This is a genomic window from Glycomyces albidus, from assembly GCF_009451885.1.
GTDB classification, from domain to species: domain Bacteria; phylum Actinomycetota; class Actinomycetes; order Mycobacteriales; family Micromonosporaceae; genus Glycomyces; species Glycomyces albidus.
The window spans coordinates 103627-122156 of sequence record NZ_WIAO01000016.1; the positions used below are offsets into that span (position 1 = coordinate 103627).

The 18530-nt window shown below is 65.7% G+C and carries 6 protein-coding genes; all 6 read left to right on the forward strand.

Going from position 1 to position 18530, the window contains the following annotated elements:
- Positions 1 to 383 precede the first annotated feature (383 nt).
- The gene (locus GFD30_RS14455; protein WP_153025907.1) at positions 384 to 935 is read left to right on the forward strand and encodes a hypothetical protein; all 552 of its coding nucleotides are present in this window, start codon (positions 384 to 386) and stop codon (positions 933 to 935) included.
- A 77-nt stretch (positions 936 to 1012) separates the two neighbouring features.
- Positions 1013 to 1969 carry a serine/threonine-protein kinase gene (locus GFD30_RS14460; protein ID WP_153025908.1) on the forward strand — a complete coding sequence of 319 codons (957 nt, stop codon included), beginning with the start codon at positions 1013 to 1015 and terminating at the stop codon, positions 1967 to 1969.
- Entirely contained in the window at positions 1966 to 4791 is a 2826-nt protein-coding gene (locus GFD30_RS14465; protein WP_153025909.1) for a helicase-related protein, read from the forward strand. The genes GFD30_RS14460 and GFD30_RS14465 overlap by 4 nt, the downstream gene beginning before the upstream one ends.
- 42 nt (positions 4792 to 4833) lie before the next feature.
- Positions 4834 to 9945, forward strand: a complete 5112-nt coding sequence (locus GFD30_RS14470) for an Eco57I restriction-modification methylase domain-containing protein (protein ID WP_153025910.1) — start codon at positions 4834 to 4836, stop codon at positions 9943 to 9945.
- A gap of 9 nt (positions 9946 to 9954) precedes the next feature.
- A complete protein-coding gene (locus GFD30_RS14475; RefSeq protein ID WP_153025911.1) occupies positions 9955 to 16197 on the forward strand; it encodes a DEAD/DEAH box helicase in 6243 nt (2080 codons plus the stop codon).
- Complete coding sequence (locus tag GFD30_RS14480) at positions 16194 to 18383, forward strand: UvrD-helicase domain-containing protein (RefSeq protein WP_153025912.1); 2190 nt, start codon at positions 16194 to 16196, stop codon at positions 18381 to 18383. The genes GFD30_RS14475 and GFD30_RS14480 overlap by 4 nt, the downstream gene beginning before the upstream one ends.
- The last annotated feature ends 147 nt before the right edge of the window (positions 18384 to 18530 follow it).

Sequence of the window (18530 nt, forward strand, 5' to 3'; positions counted from 1 at the left end):
GGATCAGATGATCCGGGCCGTTCCCAATCTGCAGGGATCATCGAGGCCTATGGGAACTCGTACCCGCAGGTCAGGGCGGTGTCCGATGGACTCGCGCCTGGATGACCTGCTGAAAACGGCTCGCATCGGTCAGGCGGGGCGGCGATGATCCGCGGACGGCCTCGAACTCAGTGCGAATCCTCGCCGCGCTGCCGGGCCGGAAGCGTCAACCGGACGCATGTGGCCCAGTAGCGCGGGGCAAACAACCGAGATGACCGTGGGTGTCGCCTACTGAGGAATCGAAGGTATCGTGACGCTGTGATCACCCCTCGCATCGGATTGGACTCAGTCCCGCCGGTGCCTCCGCTCTGCGTCTTCCCGGACGCCCCTCCCCTGGAGCCCCATTGCTGATCGTCACGGTCGGATCCGAACAGCATCTCGATACACCCGACGAACTGAACCGAACCCGCACCGGTTACCGGAAGGGTATGACCGATCGCGAGCTCTATCAGGCGGCGAGAGGAAGCTGGGTGCTCGGTGAGAAGGCCGACGGCGAGCATTTCGCCCTCGTCGCCCACCGCGGCGCCGTGCTGCTGGCGATCGAGATCCACAGGCTTGTGGAAACCGCTCCCGGCCGGCGCGCCATCGAGGGGAGCATTCTGCTGCCGGGCGACGAGGTCCACGACGCGTACGTCGGCAAGCCCGTCCCCGTCGAGTCGTACGGCAACCCCGTCCGCTATTTCGACGCCCCCGTCGGAACCAAGCCGTGTCGCTGCGGATGCGGAACCTCGCTTCGTTCAGGCAAGTTCGTGGCCGGCCACGACGCGATCGCGTTGCACGAACGCGTCAGGCGGATCGGTTCGGTCGCACAGTTCATCGACTGGTTCGACAGCATGGTCGAACCGTTCGAACGATCCGCCCGACGTCAGCGCTCCGACGGACCGGACACCCTCTGAGAGCTCGGCGCCGGGGGCTCCCTGAGAACCGTCTTTTGGCTAAGCTCTAGGGCACTCGAACCAGAAGGACCTCGCCCATGCCCGATGACTTCGACGGAAGGCTGCCCGCGGGCCTGCCGCCTGTGCTCGGCCGGTACACCCTTCTGCGCGCGCTCGGAGCCGGCGCCATGGGCCGCGTCTATCTCGGCCAGGACCAGGACGGCACACAGACGGCCGTGAAGGTGCTGAAGACCGACGACGTCGAACGGTGGAGGTTCGACCGCGAGGTGGCGGTCCTCAGCGGCGACTTCGGTGACGCCGTCGCCAAGTACTACGACGCCGACCTCGAAGCGGCCACACCCTGGATCGCCATGGAGTACCTCAGCGGCATGAACCTGCGCCAGCGCATCGAACGCCACGGCCCGCTCTCTCAACGGGCCGCGGCCACCGTCGGCATGCGCCTCAGCGGCGGCCTCTCGGCCCTGCACCGCGCAGGGATCGCCCACCGCGACCTCAAACCGGGCAACATCATGATCCGCGAGACCGGCGACCCGGTCATCATCGACTTCGGCCTCGCCATCGACACGGCCGCGCCCGCCACCGACGACCGCACCGCCACCCGCTTCGTCGTCGGCTCCGAACACTGGATCGCCCCCGAGTACGCCCAGGGCGACCGCTCGAACCTCCCGCGCGCCGACCTCTACAGCCTCGGCGCGACCATCGCCTATGCGGCCACCGGTGTCCATCCCAAGGACACCAGCAGGTTCCTCGGTCTCGAAGGCGTCGACGACCCTCTGGCGGGGATACTGCGCTCACTTCTGAGCCACGACCCGGCCAAGCGCCCCGAGGCCGCCGACTGCGCGAAGCACTTCGCCGCGCTCGCCGGTAAGGGCCAGACCCTCGGCCACTCGGTCGCCGACATGGAAGCGGAACTTTCCAGCGGTGCCATGCGTGAAAGAAGTGGCGCGCGCCGAGTAGCCCCGTCAGTGCCCAATGCCAAGGCCGCAGCCGACTACCTCCGTACCGCCTACACCAAGACGAAGGACCTCGTGTGAGCGCAGATCAGACCATCGCCGCTGGATCCTACGTGCGTGTACGCGACGAGGACTGGCTGGTCACCGGCGTCGACGAGACCGAGAACGACGGCCTCGCCCTCACCTGCACCGGAGCGAGCGCACTCGTCCAAGACGAACGCGCCGTGTTCCTCACCGAGCTCGACAAGCCGACCGTCCTGCACCCCAAGGACACCCAGTTCACCGACGACCACTCCTCGCACTACACGAACGCGCGCCTCTACCTCGAAGCCGTCATGCGCCGCGCCGCCCTGCCCCGATCCGAGAAGGGCCTGGCGCTCACCGACCGGTTCCTGCTCGACGCCCTCGACTACCAGCAGCGGCCCGCGCAGATGGCCCTCGCGAACCTGCGCCCGCGCCTGCTCATCGCCGACGTCGTGGGCCTCGGCAAGACCCTCGAGATCGGCCTGCTCCTGGCCGAGCTGATCCGACGCGGCCGAGGCGACCGCATCCTGGTCGTCGTCCCGCAGCAGATCCTCGACCAGTTCCAGCGCGAACTCTGGACGCGTTTCTCGATCCCCTTGCTGCGCATGGACACCGACGGCATCGCCCGCGTCCAGCAGCAGCTCCCCGCGGGCCGGAACCCGTTCGAGTTCCACCAGCGCATCATCATCTCCGTCGACACCCTCAAGAGCGACCGCTGGGAGCGCCACCTCAAGAAGGTCTCCTGGGACGCCGTCGTGTTCGACGAATCCCACAACCTCATCGGCGGCTCCGGCGGCCGCAACCTCCGCAGGCGACTCGCCCGTCTCGTCGCGGGCACCACCGAAGCGCTCATCTTCGCCTCGGCCACCCCGCACCCGGGCAAGGACCGCGACTTCGCCGAGCTGATCGACATGCTCGACCCCACCCGCATCGTCGACCGCGACGACTACGACCCCGACGACGTCGCCGACCTCATCATCCGCCGTACCAAGGTCGACCCTGAAGTGAAGCAGGGCCTCGCGAAACGCAAAGGCACCCAATGGGCCGAACGCGGCGCCGCCAAAGGACTCGAAGTCGCCGCCTCGGAGGCCGAAGAGGCCGTGATCGAGGAGCTGGCCGCGACCTGGCTGCGCCCCGAACAGGTCCGCAAGGCCGCCGGCCACCTGTTCGCCCACACCCTCCTGAAATCCTTCTTCTCGTCCCCGGCCGCGCTGGCGCAGACCGTGAAGGAACGCCAGAAGCAGGCCCGCCCGGAGGAGGCTGACGCCTTGAAGCGCCTCGCGGACCTCAACGCCAAGATCACCGAACCGGCGAAGCTCGCCGCGCTCATCGAGCACCTGCGCGCCATCGGCATCGGCAAGAACTCCGACGAGCGCGTGGTGATCTTCTCCGAACGCCACCAGACCCTCGACTGGCTCCAGACCGAGATCCGCGCCGCCTTCGGCATGGACAAGGGCCTCCACGGCAATGAGAACACCGGCCAGGTGCGCACCCTCCGCGGCACCACCCCCGACAAAGAGGCCGTCGAGATCATCGAGGACTTCGGCCTGGGCGGCTCGAACCTGCGGGTGCTCATCACCGGCGACATCGCCTCCGAGGGTGTCAACCTGCACCGCCAATGCCACCAGCTGATCCACTGGGACCTGCCGTGGTCCCTCATCCGGATCGAGCAGCGCAACGGCCGCATCGACCGCTACGGCCAGACCCGTTCCCCCGAGTTCGCCGCGCTCATGCTCCGCTCGGTGAACGCCCCGAACTGGGACGAGTCCCGCGTTGCGAAGACACTGGTGCGCAAGGAGGCCGCCGCGGTCACCACCCTCGGATCGGTCGAAGCCGAACTCAGCCACAACAACGCGGCCGTCGAAGAAGACCGGCTCACCCGCGATCTCCTCATCGAGCAGAAGGACCCCGAAACGGCAGTAGCGCCGCCCGCCACACCCTTGGGCGGTCTCGGCCTCCGGCTCCTCGGCGACTTCAACCCGGTCAGCGAGACCCCGTCCCCAGAGAAGGCCACCCTGCCGGGCCTCTTCGCCGACACCGCCGCGTTCGTCCAAGCGGCCCTCGCCAACCCGGCAGTCAAACGCCAGCTCGGCGTCGCCCTCACCGCCGACGACGACCTCCACCTCACCGACCTGCCCGACGACCTGCTCCAGCGCATCACCCGCATCCTGCCGCCCCGGTACGTCAAGGACCAGGATCTCACCCGCCGGATGTTCCTCACCAGCAACAAGAAGCGGGCTCTCGCCAGCTTGCAGCGCGCCCAGGAGCAGGGCACTTCGGCCTGGCCCGACCTCTCGTACCTCTCCGACCTCCACCCGGTCGTCGAATGGCTCACCGACCGCGCCATCCTCGCAATGGGCCGCGACCGCGCCCCCATCGTCTACGCCGACGTCCCCGGCCCGGTCTGGTGCATCGAAGGGCTGTACACCAACGGGCTCGGACAGTCCGCGGTCGTCGAATGGATGGCCGTCTCCCGGCACGAGGACGGGCACCTGGAAGTCCATGACCTGGTGGAGGTGCTCCGCGAGAGCGGCGTGGACGAACGCCTCCAGAACCGTTCCCGCACCACCGAACCGGCCGTGCTCGACGCCCTCCGCGAAGGCCTGCCGGAAGCCCTCGACGCTGCCCGCGACTTCCTGGACGACGCCCGCGACGAGTGGCGACGGGACCTCGCCGACGCGATCACCAAGAGCGAACGGCAAGTGGCACAATGGGAAGCGGAGGTCATCAGCGGGCTCGAAGACCTCGTCGCCCGCCGCAGATCCGATGAGGAGAGAACTCGAGAGACGGCGAAAGCCCAGCGCGGCATGATCCGAGCTCTCGATGTCGGTGGGGAACCACTTCTCCGAGTCGTCGCTGCCCTCCTACCGCGTCACTAAAGGACATATGCCCCTCCAAGCGTCAGCGAAGGACCCCCCTCCGTGCTGTACGACTCGATTCTCAATTCCGGCGAATATTTCACCAACTACTACCTTGAAGAGCTCCTCCCCGGCGAGGTCGCCAAGACATACGCGAAAGCCTGGAACGAGACTGATCGCACGACCGATGGAGTCTCCCCGCGCAAGCGCCTCCTAGACCTGCGCGCCCCGTACCAGCGGGCCCGCACCGCGATCGTCAACGCCGCCGGTGAGAAAAACACCGGTGAGGAGGACGCGGGCGACGACGGTGCAGGTTCAACCGGGGCAGGCGGACGAGACGAGAAGCGCGACGCCGCCCTGAACGCCTGGCACCGTGAACTCCTCGCGGGCCTCGGATTCACCGCCGCCGAACCCGAGACCGTCGAGCTCACCAATTGCGGCGAGACCCGCGAGATCACCCTCGCCTACCAGTCGAAGACCGTCTTCGCCGTCGAATGCGACTTCCGCGAACTCGCCGGCGACGCCGCCGACCTCGCCCAGATGCAGACCCTCCAACCGGGATTCCGCGACGCTTCCAAGCTCGCCGACTGGCTCTTCGGAATCGACGACAACGCCCCCAAGTACGTGCTGCTGCTTTGCGGCGGGGTCGTGGTCACCGCCGATGTCGACGCCTTCCGCGAAGGCCGCTACCTTGCCGTCTCCATCGGCACCGTCCTCGAACGCAACGACAAGCCCGAAGCCGGCCTCGCCACCGCACTCGTCGCCCGGGAGATGCTGGAGCCCCAGGACGCCGCCGAACCTGACGCCACCGGCCTCGATTCCCTTGTCGCGCAGTCCCGCACGCAGGCTCAGGGCGTCTCGAAGAGCCTCCGCGAGGGCCTGCGCCGCTCGGTCGAAATCATCGCGAAGGAGGTGCTCGACCGCCTCCGCGAACAGGAATTCGACTGGACCCCGTTCTTCACTGACCGCGAATTCGCCGACCGCCTCGCCAAGGAGAGCCTACGCTACCTCTACCGGATCCTGTTCCTGCTCTTCGCCGAAGCCCGCCCCGAACTGCGCATCCTGCCGACCGACAGCCCCGACTACCAGTCCGGCTACTCGATCGCCCGCCTCGGACGCACCGTCGAACGCGAACTCGGCGAGGAGTCTCGGGAGGGCACCTACCTGTATGAGTCGCTGGCTCTGCTGTTCAAGCGCGTCAACGACGGCTACCACTTCGACGACTCCGAGGCCGAAGGCAAGGCGCGCATCGTCTTCGAACCGTTGCAGTCTCGGCTCTTCGACCCCGCCTCGATCACCTTGATCGGCAAGGACCTCACACCCAGCGACGACGACTACGTCTGGCAGGTGGACACCCGACTTCGCAACAAGGCGCTCCACCGAGTGCTGCGAATGCTCATGATCGACGACGGCACCCTCACCGGCAAGCGCGGACGTCGCGGTCAGACCCAGTTCATCTCCTACGCCAAACTCGGCATCAATCAGCTCGGCGCGGTCTATGAGGGCCTGATGTCCTACACCGGGCGCATCGCCCGCGGCGAGACACTTTACGAAGTGGCCCAGGCTCAGGACCTCAAGAAGAACAACGGCCAGGCCAAGGACGGCTCCTGGCTGATCCCCGAGAGCGCAGCCGACGAATACCCGGCGGAAGTGTTCGTCACCGTCGAAGACCCCTACACCGGCGACCGTTCCCCGGTCACTTACCCGGATGGCTCCTTCGTCTACCGACTTGCGGGACGAGACCGGGAGACCTCGGCTTCGTTCTACACTCCGCTGTCACTCACCAAGGCCACGGTTGAACTGACGGTCCGCCAGCTCATCGAAGAACACGGCGGCAAGGTCGAAGCGAAGGATCTGCTTAAGTGGAAGATTCTGGAGCCCGCGCTTGGGTCTGGGGCGTTCCTCAACGAGGCCATCAACCAGGTCGCCGCCAAGTACCTAGAGCTGCGACAGACCGAGACCGGCGAACGCGTCGACCCCGACAAGTGGGAAGAGGAACTGCGCAAGGTCAAGGCCTACATCGCCTTGCACAACTCGTACGGTGTCGACCTCAACGCGACCGCGACCGAGCTGGCCGAGGTCTCGCTCTGGCTGAACGTCATGTACCCGGGCCTCAAGGCGCCCTGGTTTGGCCTGCATCTGCGCCATGGCAACTCGCTCATCGGGGCGCGGCGAGAGACATACGGTCTGAAAGATTTGGCCCCGACCAAAGGGAAGCAGTTCTGGTACGACTTCGCGCCGCAACACGACAAGCCCAGCGAGACCCCGGCAGGTGACCTGGGCGAGGACCGCATTCACCACTTCCTCCTCCCAAGCAAGGGCTGGGCCGCGATCGCTGATCACAAGGAAGCGAAGGCGCTGGCCGGGGGCGACGCAAAGGCGCTGGGTAAGTGGCGCAACGGGCTCATGAAGAAGCTCAATAAGAAGCAGCTTGAGCGGGCGCAGCGGCTGGCCCGGCAGGTGGAGTACCTGTGGGGTCTGGTGATCCGGCGACTGGAGCTCTCCGAGGAAGCGATCTCCAGGGACATCAATGTCTGGGGAGCACCGGAGTGCGCCGAGCACTCGGGGAACTCGGCGATCACGAAGGAGCAGGTTCTCGAGGACCTGGAGCGCCCTGGGTCGCCGTTCTGGCGACTCAAGAAGCTCATGGACTCCTGGTGCGCGCTGTGGTTCTGGCCGGTCGGAAGGACTGAGTTGCTCACGGGGCCTGAGGAAGTGTACCCAGCCCCGGGCGGACCGGGTCACCTGCGGGACCTGGACGAGTGGTTCAAGTATTGCGAGGCCATCACCGGGAACACTCTGCCCGGAGACTTCTTCGGCAAGGAGCTGCCGAGTGACCTGGACGCGCTCACCGACCATGAAGACCAGCTAGACGCCTGGACTGGCTGGCAGCACTATCTGTTCCTGGAGCAGAACGATCAGAAGTTCGCCTTCATCACCGAACTAGACCGAATCATAAGTGAGCAGCACTTCTTCCACTGGGAGCTCCAGTTCGCCCATGTATTCGGTGAAGGTGGATTCGATCTCCAGGTCGGAAACCCGCCGTGGTACCGACCTGAATGGAAAGATAAGTCGATCCTATCGGAGATCGATCCTCATTTTACGCTCAGCGGTTGGAATGATAGTCAGAAGCGTAACCGCAAGGAAGTGTTGCTTTCTGGGATAGCTAATCGTGATTACTTCCTTGGCGAGGTTGCTAATAATGCTGGGCTGAGCGCCTTCGTCGGCAACACAGTCACGTATAACCTGCTCTCCGGAACTCAACCCAATCTATACCGGTGCTTCATGATGCGGAGTTGGGCAAACTCTGAAGTAAGAGGCGCGATCGGATTGATCCATCCTGATTCGCACCTGATTGGTGCGAAAGAAGGGAGGCTGCGCGCCGCCACCTATCCCAGATTGCGTATTCACGCCTACTTTTTGAATCAGAGACTCCTGTTTGAGGACCAGTCTAATAAGCAAGATTATGGTATCCATATTTCAGCTTCAGTTCGCAAGATCGATTTTCTGCACATGTCATGGCTATTCGATCCTAGTGTGATCCTGGCATCGTTGGACGATGATGGCCAGGGTGATATCCCCGGAATGAGGTTCAATGGGACATGGGACATCCGGGCGCACGCAAAGCGTGTCATTCGAGTTGACGCGGAGCTACTGGCGGAATGGAGCAAGCTACCAGGAAAATCAGAGGTTCCGGTAGAGGAGACGAAGATACTCTATCCGGTTACAATTGCGGAGCTGGATCCTATTGTAAAGCTAGCCGAGGTCCCTCAGCGTCTCGGCGACCTCGATCCCGATATTTCCTCTGGTTTCCATGAGTCTGCTGACAAGAAAGCCGGCTACTTCGAAGACATCGACAAGTCAACAAGGATCAAGGATAAATTTTCCGCAAAGTGCGTCGATTCCTGGAGTGAGGTAATTTTGCAGGGGCCGCACTTCTCGATATCCACTCCATTTTCCAAGAGTCCGCGAACCCCTCTCAAAAGCAATAAGGATTGGGATCCGATCGACCTAACTTCGTTTGCGGTGGATTCGATTCCGCAAACGAATTATCGGCGATCGGTCGATGTCAACGATTTCCTCGAAAGGCAAGACAAGTGGGTGGACTACCAACTCTGGGAGCAGCTGAAAAGGGATCTCGCGGCGCGTGAGCGTGCGGAAAACTGGCTTCGGAGTGAGACGGACACTTCGGAAAACGACATCACTGATGAGATGATTGATGCCTGTTTGAAGGAGGAATCCAAGCGGCCGTACACGAACTTCTGGCGCATGGCTTGGCGCGAAATGGCTGATTCAAACAACGAGCGATCACTGTATCCGGTACTAATCCCGCCCGGCCCCGCGCATGTCGATGCCGTTCATAGTGCTCGACTGCCGAGGATAACCGGAACGATCACGCAAGTTGGTATCTGTTCCTCGCTATTGCTTGATTATTACCTACGCGTGACCGGGACTTCTCATCTTAAAGCCGGTAATGCGCGGAACCTTCCTGCAGTTTCGGAATCTCATCCGCTCGCTACCGCACTACGGTTGCGAGCGGCTCGATTGAACTGCCTTACTACTGCTTATTCTGAGCTCTGGAAGGAACTTTCAGCGGCTGAAGAGTTCGAGCTGGAGGACTGGGCATTCCCGTGGCCAGGCTTGCGTGCATTGAATGAGCCTGGCAATGAGTGGTCCTATCACACACCGCTGCGCACTGATTATGAGCGCCGAGCTGCACTCATTGAAATCGATGCAATCGTGGCTATCATGCTGGGAATCACTGCTGACCAGCTCAAGGCCATCTATACTGCCCGCTTCCCAGTGCTCTCCGGCCGTGAAGAGCAAACCTGGTTCGATGCCGAGGGAAACAAGCTTTGCGGCGACACCAAAGCGGCCGGGTACAAGCAGGCTCACGCCGAAGGTCCTGATGGCTCTCGCGATGCCAAGCTTCCCTTCCAGCAGCTCTCGGCTTACCTCGCCGGCGACCGTGATGAAGGGCCATCCGGATTCCCCCGCTTCTCCAAGTCCTACAGTCTCGCTTACTACCGGGCGAACCGGCTCGGGATGGAGCCTGATAGCGAATACCCGCAGGGTCTGAACGGCAATGCGGAAGCCGATAGGCTCGGCGAGTATGCATACGCTCACAAGGTGTTCAGTGAGCGGCTGGCGAAGTTGACCGGTGAGAAGAGCTAGGAGCGGACCGTGAAGCCCTCGATCGTCGCTCCCAGCCTCAAGAAGACCGTCCTCACCTACCTGACCTCCACTTTCGGCCTAGTCGAGGATGCGACGGCCGATGCTCTCTCGGAGTTCTTCTCTCACCCCACAGACGGCCTCTTCCAAGGTCCGTTCCTCCGTGTCCGCGCGCCGTTCCGACCCGCAAACGAGGGTTGGCAGCGACACCTCGACTGGTACCCGCCGGGCTTCACTCCCCATCTCCACCAGGCGAAAGCCTGGGAACGCCTTTCCTCTCGCAACGGCCACACCCCCGAACCGACCGTCGTCGCCACCGGCACCGGTTCCGGTAAGACCGAATCTTTCCTCGTACCCGTTCTCGACCACTGCGCCCGCAACGCATCTGCGCCCGGCGTCAAGGCCGTCATCATCTACCCGATGAACGCCCTTGCGACCGACCAGGCTGGGCGACTCGATGACATGCTCGCCGAGAACCCCGAACTGAAGGGCGTCACCGCCGGCCTCTATGTCGGCGAGCAGTCCGCGAAGTCGTACCGCAGGCTTCTCACGGAGCGCTCCGACATGCGCCAGTCGCCGCCGGACCTGCTCCTCACCAACTACAAGATGCTCGACCTCCTCCTCACCCGAGCCGAGGACGCACCGCTCTGGGCGGACGGCAATCTCACCTACCTCGTCGTCGACGAGTTCCACACCTTCAACGGCGCTCAAGGCACCGACGTCGCAATGCTCCTGCGTCGCCTCATGGCCGCCAGCAAAGCGGACCCGACCCCAGTCGCCACCTCCGCCACACTCGGCGACGACGAGCAGGCCCGCGAGGTCGCCTCCGCGATCTTCGGGCGGGAGTTCGTGCCTGGCTCGGTCATCGGCGAAGACCGCTTGAGCGCAACGGAGTTCGTGAAGCCCAGCAGAGAGCGGCTGCCCGAGCCGAGCGTCCAGGAGATCGCCGCGCTACCCGACCCCTACGAGCACCGCGAAGCGATTGCGGACCTCTGCGCGGCGGTTCTCGGTTCGGCGAACCTGACTCCCCAAGAAGCGGGGGAGAAGCTGCGAAGTCACCCGCTTGTCCAGGCGGTCCTCGACGGGTTCGCCTCCGGGAAGCTCATCACCGCCGACACGTTCTATGACAGCCTCACCGGCTGGATGATGTACCCCTGGAAACAGGCCTGGGACTCCGTCGCCGGACATGACGACGCTGTCGTCGCCCTTGAACGCCTTCTCGCGCTTATCTCCTGGGCGCGCATCGGGAAGCGTCCGCTGCTGCACGTCGAGACGCACTTCTGGATCAGGTCCGTCTCTCGCCTGCTGCGCAGCGTCCCCACTTCCGACGAGGAACCGATCGCTTTCGCGTGGTCCACAAGCCTTCCCGAGTCCGGCCGCTGGCTGCCGGCCGTCTCCTGCCGCCACTGCGGGCGTTCCGGCTGGATGGTCAAGACCAAGCCGCCGCGCAACGACGAACTTAAGCTCAACCCCGCCGAAATCTACACGCAGTCGCGCGTCGACCGGAAGCAGACGCGAGCGCTCATCGCCGCCTATGCGCGCGAGGAGGAGTCCTTCGACCCGAGGGCCCGCATCGAAGACAATCCGCCCCTGAAGCTCCTCGATGGCGAAACGCTCGCCGACTACAGCCCCGAAGGCACCGGCACCGCCGTCCTGGTCGACATCGACAGCGACGAGGCCGCCCGCCTGGAACGCTGCCCCGCCTGCGGCAACGAGAACGCGATCCGCTTCATCGGTGCGGGGCTCGCCACGCTCTCCTCCGTCGTCCTCACCGAGGTGTTCCAGCACGCCGTCGATCCCGAGAGCGGCGACCAGGCCAAGGCCCTGCTGTTCAACGACTCCGTGCAGGACGCCGCCCACCGGGCCGGGTTCCTCTCCTCCCGCGCCGGGAACTTCTCGCTGCGCACGCACCTCGCCGCCGTCCTCGGCGACCTCGACAACCCGGACCTGGCCGAAGCCATCGGCGCCGCCCTGGTTGGCATGGCCGAGAACCCGGAAGCCCTCGGCGGCGTCATCCCCAAGGACCTCCAGCCCGACCCCGGGGTGGCGAAGCTCCTCAGCGGAGATGACCAAGGAGCCAAAGGCACTTGGCGGTTCATCGGCCAGCGACTCGCCCTCTCCCTCATGCTCGAGTTCGGCCTCCGCTCCTACGCGGGCCGCACCCTCGAACGCACCGGCGTCGTCGCCACCACCATCGACTTCCCCGAGGAGATCCGTCCGCTCCTGCGCGACGTGCTGCGCCGCAGTGGCGCCCGCGAGTCGCTGATCCCGATCGATCAAGACGACCTCGCGTGGCACGCGCGCGGAGTGCTCGACCGTCTCCAGATGCGCGGCGGTATTTGGCACGAGTGGCTGCGGGACTGGGTGCGGAACGAGGGCGCGAAGCGCTGGAACGTCTGGGGTGGCCGTCAGTACGGGATGCCGGCGTTCCCCGACGGTGTCTCGGCGCCGACGTTCATGATGGATGGCACCAGGTCCCGCAGCCAGTTCGACCGCCTCGAGACCGCCGGGGAGACCTGGCTGACCGACTGGACCCGCCGAGTCCTGCACCTCAGCGCCGCCGAAGCCCGTAAGTACCAGCGGGAACTTCTGCGGCTCCTCGCCGAGCAGGGCGTCATCAGCCGGATCTCCACGAGCGGCGGCACGGTCTATGCGCTCACGGCCGGGCGGATTCGCCTGACGCTCCTGTCGAAGGAGGAGGCCGCGCAGTCCCAGGTCGGCTGCGACGTGTGCTCGTGGCAGTTCACCGTCCAGCCAGCGGAGCGCGAGTCTTGGTTCGGGACGCCATGCCCGCGTTGGCGTTGCAGCGGAACGCTGCACGAGGCGAGCTGGCACGACGAGTACTACTTCGACCGCTACACCGCCGGTGACGTGCTGAAGCTCCAGGCGGCCGAGCACACCGGCATACTCAACCGGGAGCAGCGCGAGCGCGTCGAGGAGCAGTTCAAGACCGCGTCAGCCTGGGACGCACCGAACGTGCTCACCGCGACGTCAACCCTTGAACTCGGTATCGACATCGGCGACCTCTCGGCCGTGGCCCTCGCCGGTATTCCGCCCGCCCCCGCTTCCTACGTGCAGCGTTCGGGCCGGGCCGGTCGCACCACGGGCAACGCCCTGACGATCGCGTTCGCCGACCGCCGCCCCCGCGACCTGGCGTACTTCACTGACCCTGACCTGATGATCAACGGGGACATCCGCCCGCCTGGCGCCCTGCTCGAAGCCGGGGCGATTTTGCGCCGCCAATACACGGCGTTCCTCGTGGACAAGGCCGCCCGCGGATCGCTCGGTGGCGTCAAGCCATTGCCGCACTTGGCTGGTGAGGTGTTCGGTCCGGGCGGTTGGCTCGGCGGATTCAACACGGCTGCGCTCGCGGGCGCGCCCGCCTACAGTTACGAGTTTTGCGAGCTGTTCGGCTCCCACATCAGCGAGGCAGTCGCCGAGGAGCTTCGGCAGTGGACCGGCGCGGGCATCGAACGCGACATCAAGACCGCCGCCGAGCACTGGGACGCGAACCTGGAGCGGCTGCGCAGCCGCATCAAGGTACTGCACGAGGCACGCCGGGAACTGGAGTCGGCGCCCGAAACGCGTCCCGACAAGCAGCGCGACCTGCGCGTGCTCGCCGCCGAAGAGCGCGCCGTGCGAAGGCGCCTCTCCGACATCGAGTTTGGCACCACCGCGCACACCGCGCTCACCGAGGGCGGCCTGCTTCCCAACTATGCCCTCATCGACTCCAGCGTGACGCTGGAGGCGACCCTCACGTTCGTGCGTCAGGAGAGCCCGGACGCCCAGCGCGAGTACGTGACCGAGCTGCGCGACTACGGGCGGCCCGCGAGTCGCGCGATCACCGAGTTCGCGCCCGGCAACCACGTCTACTTCCGCGGCTACGCCCACGAGGTCAAGGGGATCGACCTGGGCGGCAAGGACGCCGAGGTGATCGAGCAGTGGAACATCTGCCCGTCCTGCGGTTCCGTCGCGAAGGGACTCAGTGCGCAGACGCGGCTCAAATGCCAGCACTGCGGGTTCGACGTCTCCGACCTCGGCAACACCTACGAGGTCGCCGTGCCGCTCGCGGCCTATGCCTACGACCGGGCGGCCGACATCCGCATCGACGACCGGGACGACTCGCGCGACCAGCGCCTCTACAACACGGTGACCACGGCCGAGGTGACCGTCCCCGCCCAGTCGTGGCGGTCGACCGGCGGGAACTTCGGCTTCGACTACACCCCGGCCGCCGTCATCCGCCGCATCAACCTCGGGCCGGTACCCAAGATCGAATCCCCGGGCGACAAGGTGCATTTCGCCGGCGAGCAGCGCACGCTCAACCCGTTCTGGGTCTGCCCGGAATGCGGCGGCACCGGGCTCGACGCCGACCCCACGGGCAAGGGCGACGCCCACTCGAACCCTGAGGCCGACCGCGAGAAGCGCCACCACCGGCACTGGTGCCCCAACCGCGACAACGGCACCCAGCACCGCAAGGTGCTCCTCGCCCACGAGCTCGACACCGAGGTGCTGCGCTTCCTGCTTCCCATGCGGGATACTGAGGACGCCGAGACGATCTACTCGTTCCAAGCCGCCCTCGCCGCGGGCATGAACGAGTACTTCCGCGGCGACACGAGCCACCTCGACACCGTCACCTGCACGATGGCCGACGCGCCGAAGCCGGGCAGCGATGCGCCGCCCGCTGCCCGCGTGTTCACCGTCCTGTTCGACCAGTTGCGTTCGGGCACCGGTTATCTCAAGCAGCTCTCCGACCCGGACGCGATGCGCAAGGTACTCCAGGAGGCCCTGGAGTTCTGCAACTCGTGCGACTGCGAAGCCGCGGCCTGCCACCGCTGCCTGCTCGCCTACGCCCGCGAGCGCCATTACCCCAGCATCAGCCGCCATGCCGCCGCGAGACTCCTCGAAAAGCTCCTCGACAACTGGTCGATGGAGGTGAACTCCGGCATCGGCGACATCTCCCTGAACGAGAAGGCCGATTCCCGCCTCGAGAAGCGCTTCAACGAGGCGCTGCACGAACTCGCCGCCCAGGACTCGACCTTCAGCATGGAGAAGGCCGCCAAGTACGAGCGCATCCTCACCTTCATGCCCACGGGTGCGCCGGTCACGCGCTGGCGCATGCGGACCCAGCATCGCGACGACGCGGTCGACACGCTGCCTGACTACACGTTCACCCGTGTCGACGGCCCGGCCGAGACGGTCCTGCTCTACCTGGACGGCTTCGACTACCACGCCCAACCCGAGTTCAACCGGAAGCGCCGGGACGAAGGCAGGATCCCCCGCACCAGCGACGACGCCGCCAAGCGCGGTGCGCTGATCGACGCGGGCAGGCGCGTGTTCGCCGCGACCTGGCAAGACGTTGAGCGGTTGCAGGGCTCGGGGGCCTACGAGGCGCTGCTGAGCTTCGACGCCCAGCGGCACGCGGCGGCGGAGTTCGGTCTCCCCGTCGAGAAGCTGAAGGAGGAGATCACTCACAATCCGCTCTCCTTCCTGTTCGACTACCTCGCCCACCCCGACCCCGAGGAGCAGCGGACCATCGCGCGAGCCGCTTGCGCGGGCGTGCTCGTTGAGAACAGCTCCCGCATCAAGCAGTTCGACCCGGCCGCAATGGAAGACGCCGTCGCGGCAATGGCCCGCGGGGAGGACCCGGAGCCCGGGACCGGCGGCCTGGGCGTGGTCGCCGAATGGCCGTACCTGCGCGTCGCCGTCGGTTTCGCCGGGATGGAGCTCCGCGATGCGCGCGTGTACGCGCAAGTCGTGTTCGACGACGCCCCTGACGTCGACGAGCGGTTGATCAAGACCTACCGCGATTCGTGGCGGCGCTGGCTGCGATGGTCGAACGCCCTGCAGTTCCTCGCGCCCGAAGACCTCTTCGCATTGCGGGCCGCAGGGATGCCGGACGCCGCGCCCCCGCGCGAAACTTCGAAGATCGACGTCTCGTTCCAAGGGGCGGCGGTGCTGGACGAGATCGTCGGCGACGACATGCGCCGTCTGGCCGCCGCGCTCATCGAGGCCGGCGCACCGGCGCCGGAGGTCGGTGAGGAGCACATCGACGGCTTCGCGGCGGAACTCGCATGGCCGCACCTGCGAATCTCCGTGTTCCCGGACCGGGCCGGGCGCGTCGACAGCAGTGAGGCCATCGCCGAGTACCGCAAGGCCGGATGGCGGGCTGAGGCGGTGTCCGACTGGGATCGTGAAGAACTCCTGAACCTGCTGCTGAACGGCAGCGTCGCACCTCGTCGAGGAGGAACCGAGTGAGCGCCGACAACAGTGCCCGCATCCAGATCGAGGATTCGGCGATCAAGGACATCGAGCGGTTGTGCAAGGGCGACCGGGGATTCGGCACGAAGTTCACCACCTTCCAAGGCAAGTTCCAGCAGAACTTCGAGCATCCCGGCTTGAACGTCGAAAAGCTGCACGTCGGCAAGCAGGAGCTGTTCTCAGCCCGAGTCGACCGGAGCGTCAGGGCGATCTTCCTGCCGCCGCAGGGAAGCGTCTGGACGCTGGTCCGAGTCGGCGGCCACGAGGTGTACGACGAGATCAAGCGAATGGTCTTCACCTACAGCAACACCGACGGGCGCGTGGAGTACACCGTCGTCCCCGTCGGCGTGGGCACGGAAGAGCAGCACGGTCCTTCTGCGCGACCGGCTGCGGACGAGAGCGGCCCCTTCCAGGCCTGGACGAACGCGCAGCTCCTCGAATTGGGCGTCAACGAGCGCTTCCTGCCTTCCGTCCGTGCCCTGCGCACGGACGAGGAGGCCGAGGCGTTCCTCTCCGACACCACCGGCCTCTCCCAGAAGGTGCTCGAATCACTGCTGCTCGGCATGACCTTCGAAGAGGTCTCCGAGGAGATCACCGAGCCGTCTGCGGCCAAGCCCGCCAAGGACTTCGACGAAGCGCTCACCCGCAGCGCCGACCGCATGGCCTCCTCGGACGCCGTCATCGACGCGATCCTCGCCGAGGACTGGTCGAAGTGGCGGCTCTTCCTCCACCCAGACCAGCGCGCCGCCGCCACCAAGGACTACAGCGGCCCGGCCCGGATCTCCGGCGGCCCCGGCACCGGCAAGACCGTGGTCATCATCCATCGGGCCCGCGAACTGTCGCGACGCCCGGGATTCAACGGGCGCATCCTCGTCGCCACCTACAACAAGGCCCTGGCCGGCGACATCAGGAACAAGATCCTGGCGCTCGGCGGCAAGCAGACCGCCGGCCTCATCGACGTGGTCCATGTCGACAAGCTGGCCCGCGACTACTTCGTCGAAGCGCTCGGCGAAGCGCAGGGGAACCGGGAACGGGCGAGCGAGCCGGAGATCCGACGCCTCTGGGAGGAGGCCGTAATCCAGGCCGGCGAGATCGCCGACGGGTTCAGCGCCGCGTTCCTCGATGAGGAGTACAAGGATGTGGTGCTCGCGCTCGGCCTGCGCGAGCGCGGCGAATACCTCCAAGCGCCGCGCCGCGGTCGCGGCCGCAGGCTCAGCCGGGCCGAGCGGAACACCGTCTGGGAGCTCACGCGAAGATTCGAGGCGCTGCTCGAACGCGAGGAGAAGACCACCTTCGAGAAGATCGCCGCCGTCGCCGCGGCCCATGCTGAGACCCTCGCGGCCGAAGGGAACCACCGGTACTCGCACATCCTGGTCGACGAGGCGCAGGACCTCAGCCCGCAGCACTGGCGGATGATCCGCAGCATGGTCCCCGAGGGCCCGAACGACCTGTTCCTGGCCGCCGACGCGCATCAGCGCCTCTACCGCAAACCGATCGTCCTCTCAGGACTCGGGGTCAACATCCGCGGCCGGTCCTCGCGATTGAAGCTGAACTACCGCACCAGCCGGGAGATCCTCGGCCGCACCTTGTCGTTCCTGGGCGGCGAGGAGTTCGAGGACTTCGACGAGGGCACCGACACCCTCGACGGCTACCGGGCGGTGCTCAGCGGCGGGCGCGTCGAGGTGCGCGAGACCGCCCGGTCGGGCGACGAGCTCGCCGTGGTGCTCGAACAGGTGGCAGCCTGGCGGGCCGAGAATCCGAAGGGGGACATTGGCATCGCCGCCCCAACGAAGGAACTCGCCAGGACGGCGAAGTTCGCGCTGGAACGGGAAGGCGTACACGTGAGCGCGCTCGACGCCAAGGCCCGCGACGGTGAGGGCCGCGTCTGCGTCGAGACGATGCTCCAGATGAAGGGGCTCGAATTCCAGTACGTGGCCTGCTTCGGCCTGGGGGAGGCCCACTTCCCGCTCCACCATCTGCGTCCCGCCGACGGCGACGACAAGGCGACCGAGCGGCGCAAGTGCCAGCAGGCGCAATCGCTGCTGTTCGTGACCGCCACGCGGGCAAGGGATCAGCTCGCCCTGATCTACAGCGGCGCACCGAGCCCCCTGCTGGGGGAGCCTGAAGTAAGGGTCTTGAGTGACGCGAGTCGCATGGGGGATAAGGCCAGCAAGGCGTCGTAAGGGGTGCCGTCCGACCTAGATGTGATGTCCAGGGACGTTGTTCCGTGGTTGTAGCGGATTCGTCTGACAGGTGAAGGCCTCCGGTTGTGAAGTGGAGCTGCTGAATGCACTGCTTCACGACCTGGAGGCCTTCATGTCCCACGCTAA

Bases quoted from the DNA above. Each gene is read 5' to 3' on its own strand.
- GFD30_RS14460 (WP_153025908.1), top strand. From the start codon at position 1,013: ATGCCCGATGACTTCGACGGAAGGCTGCCCGCGGGCCTGCCGCCTGTG.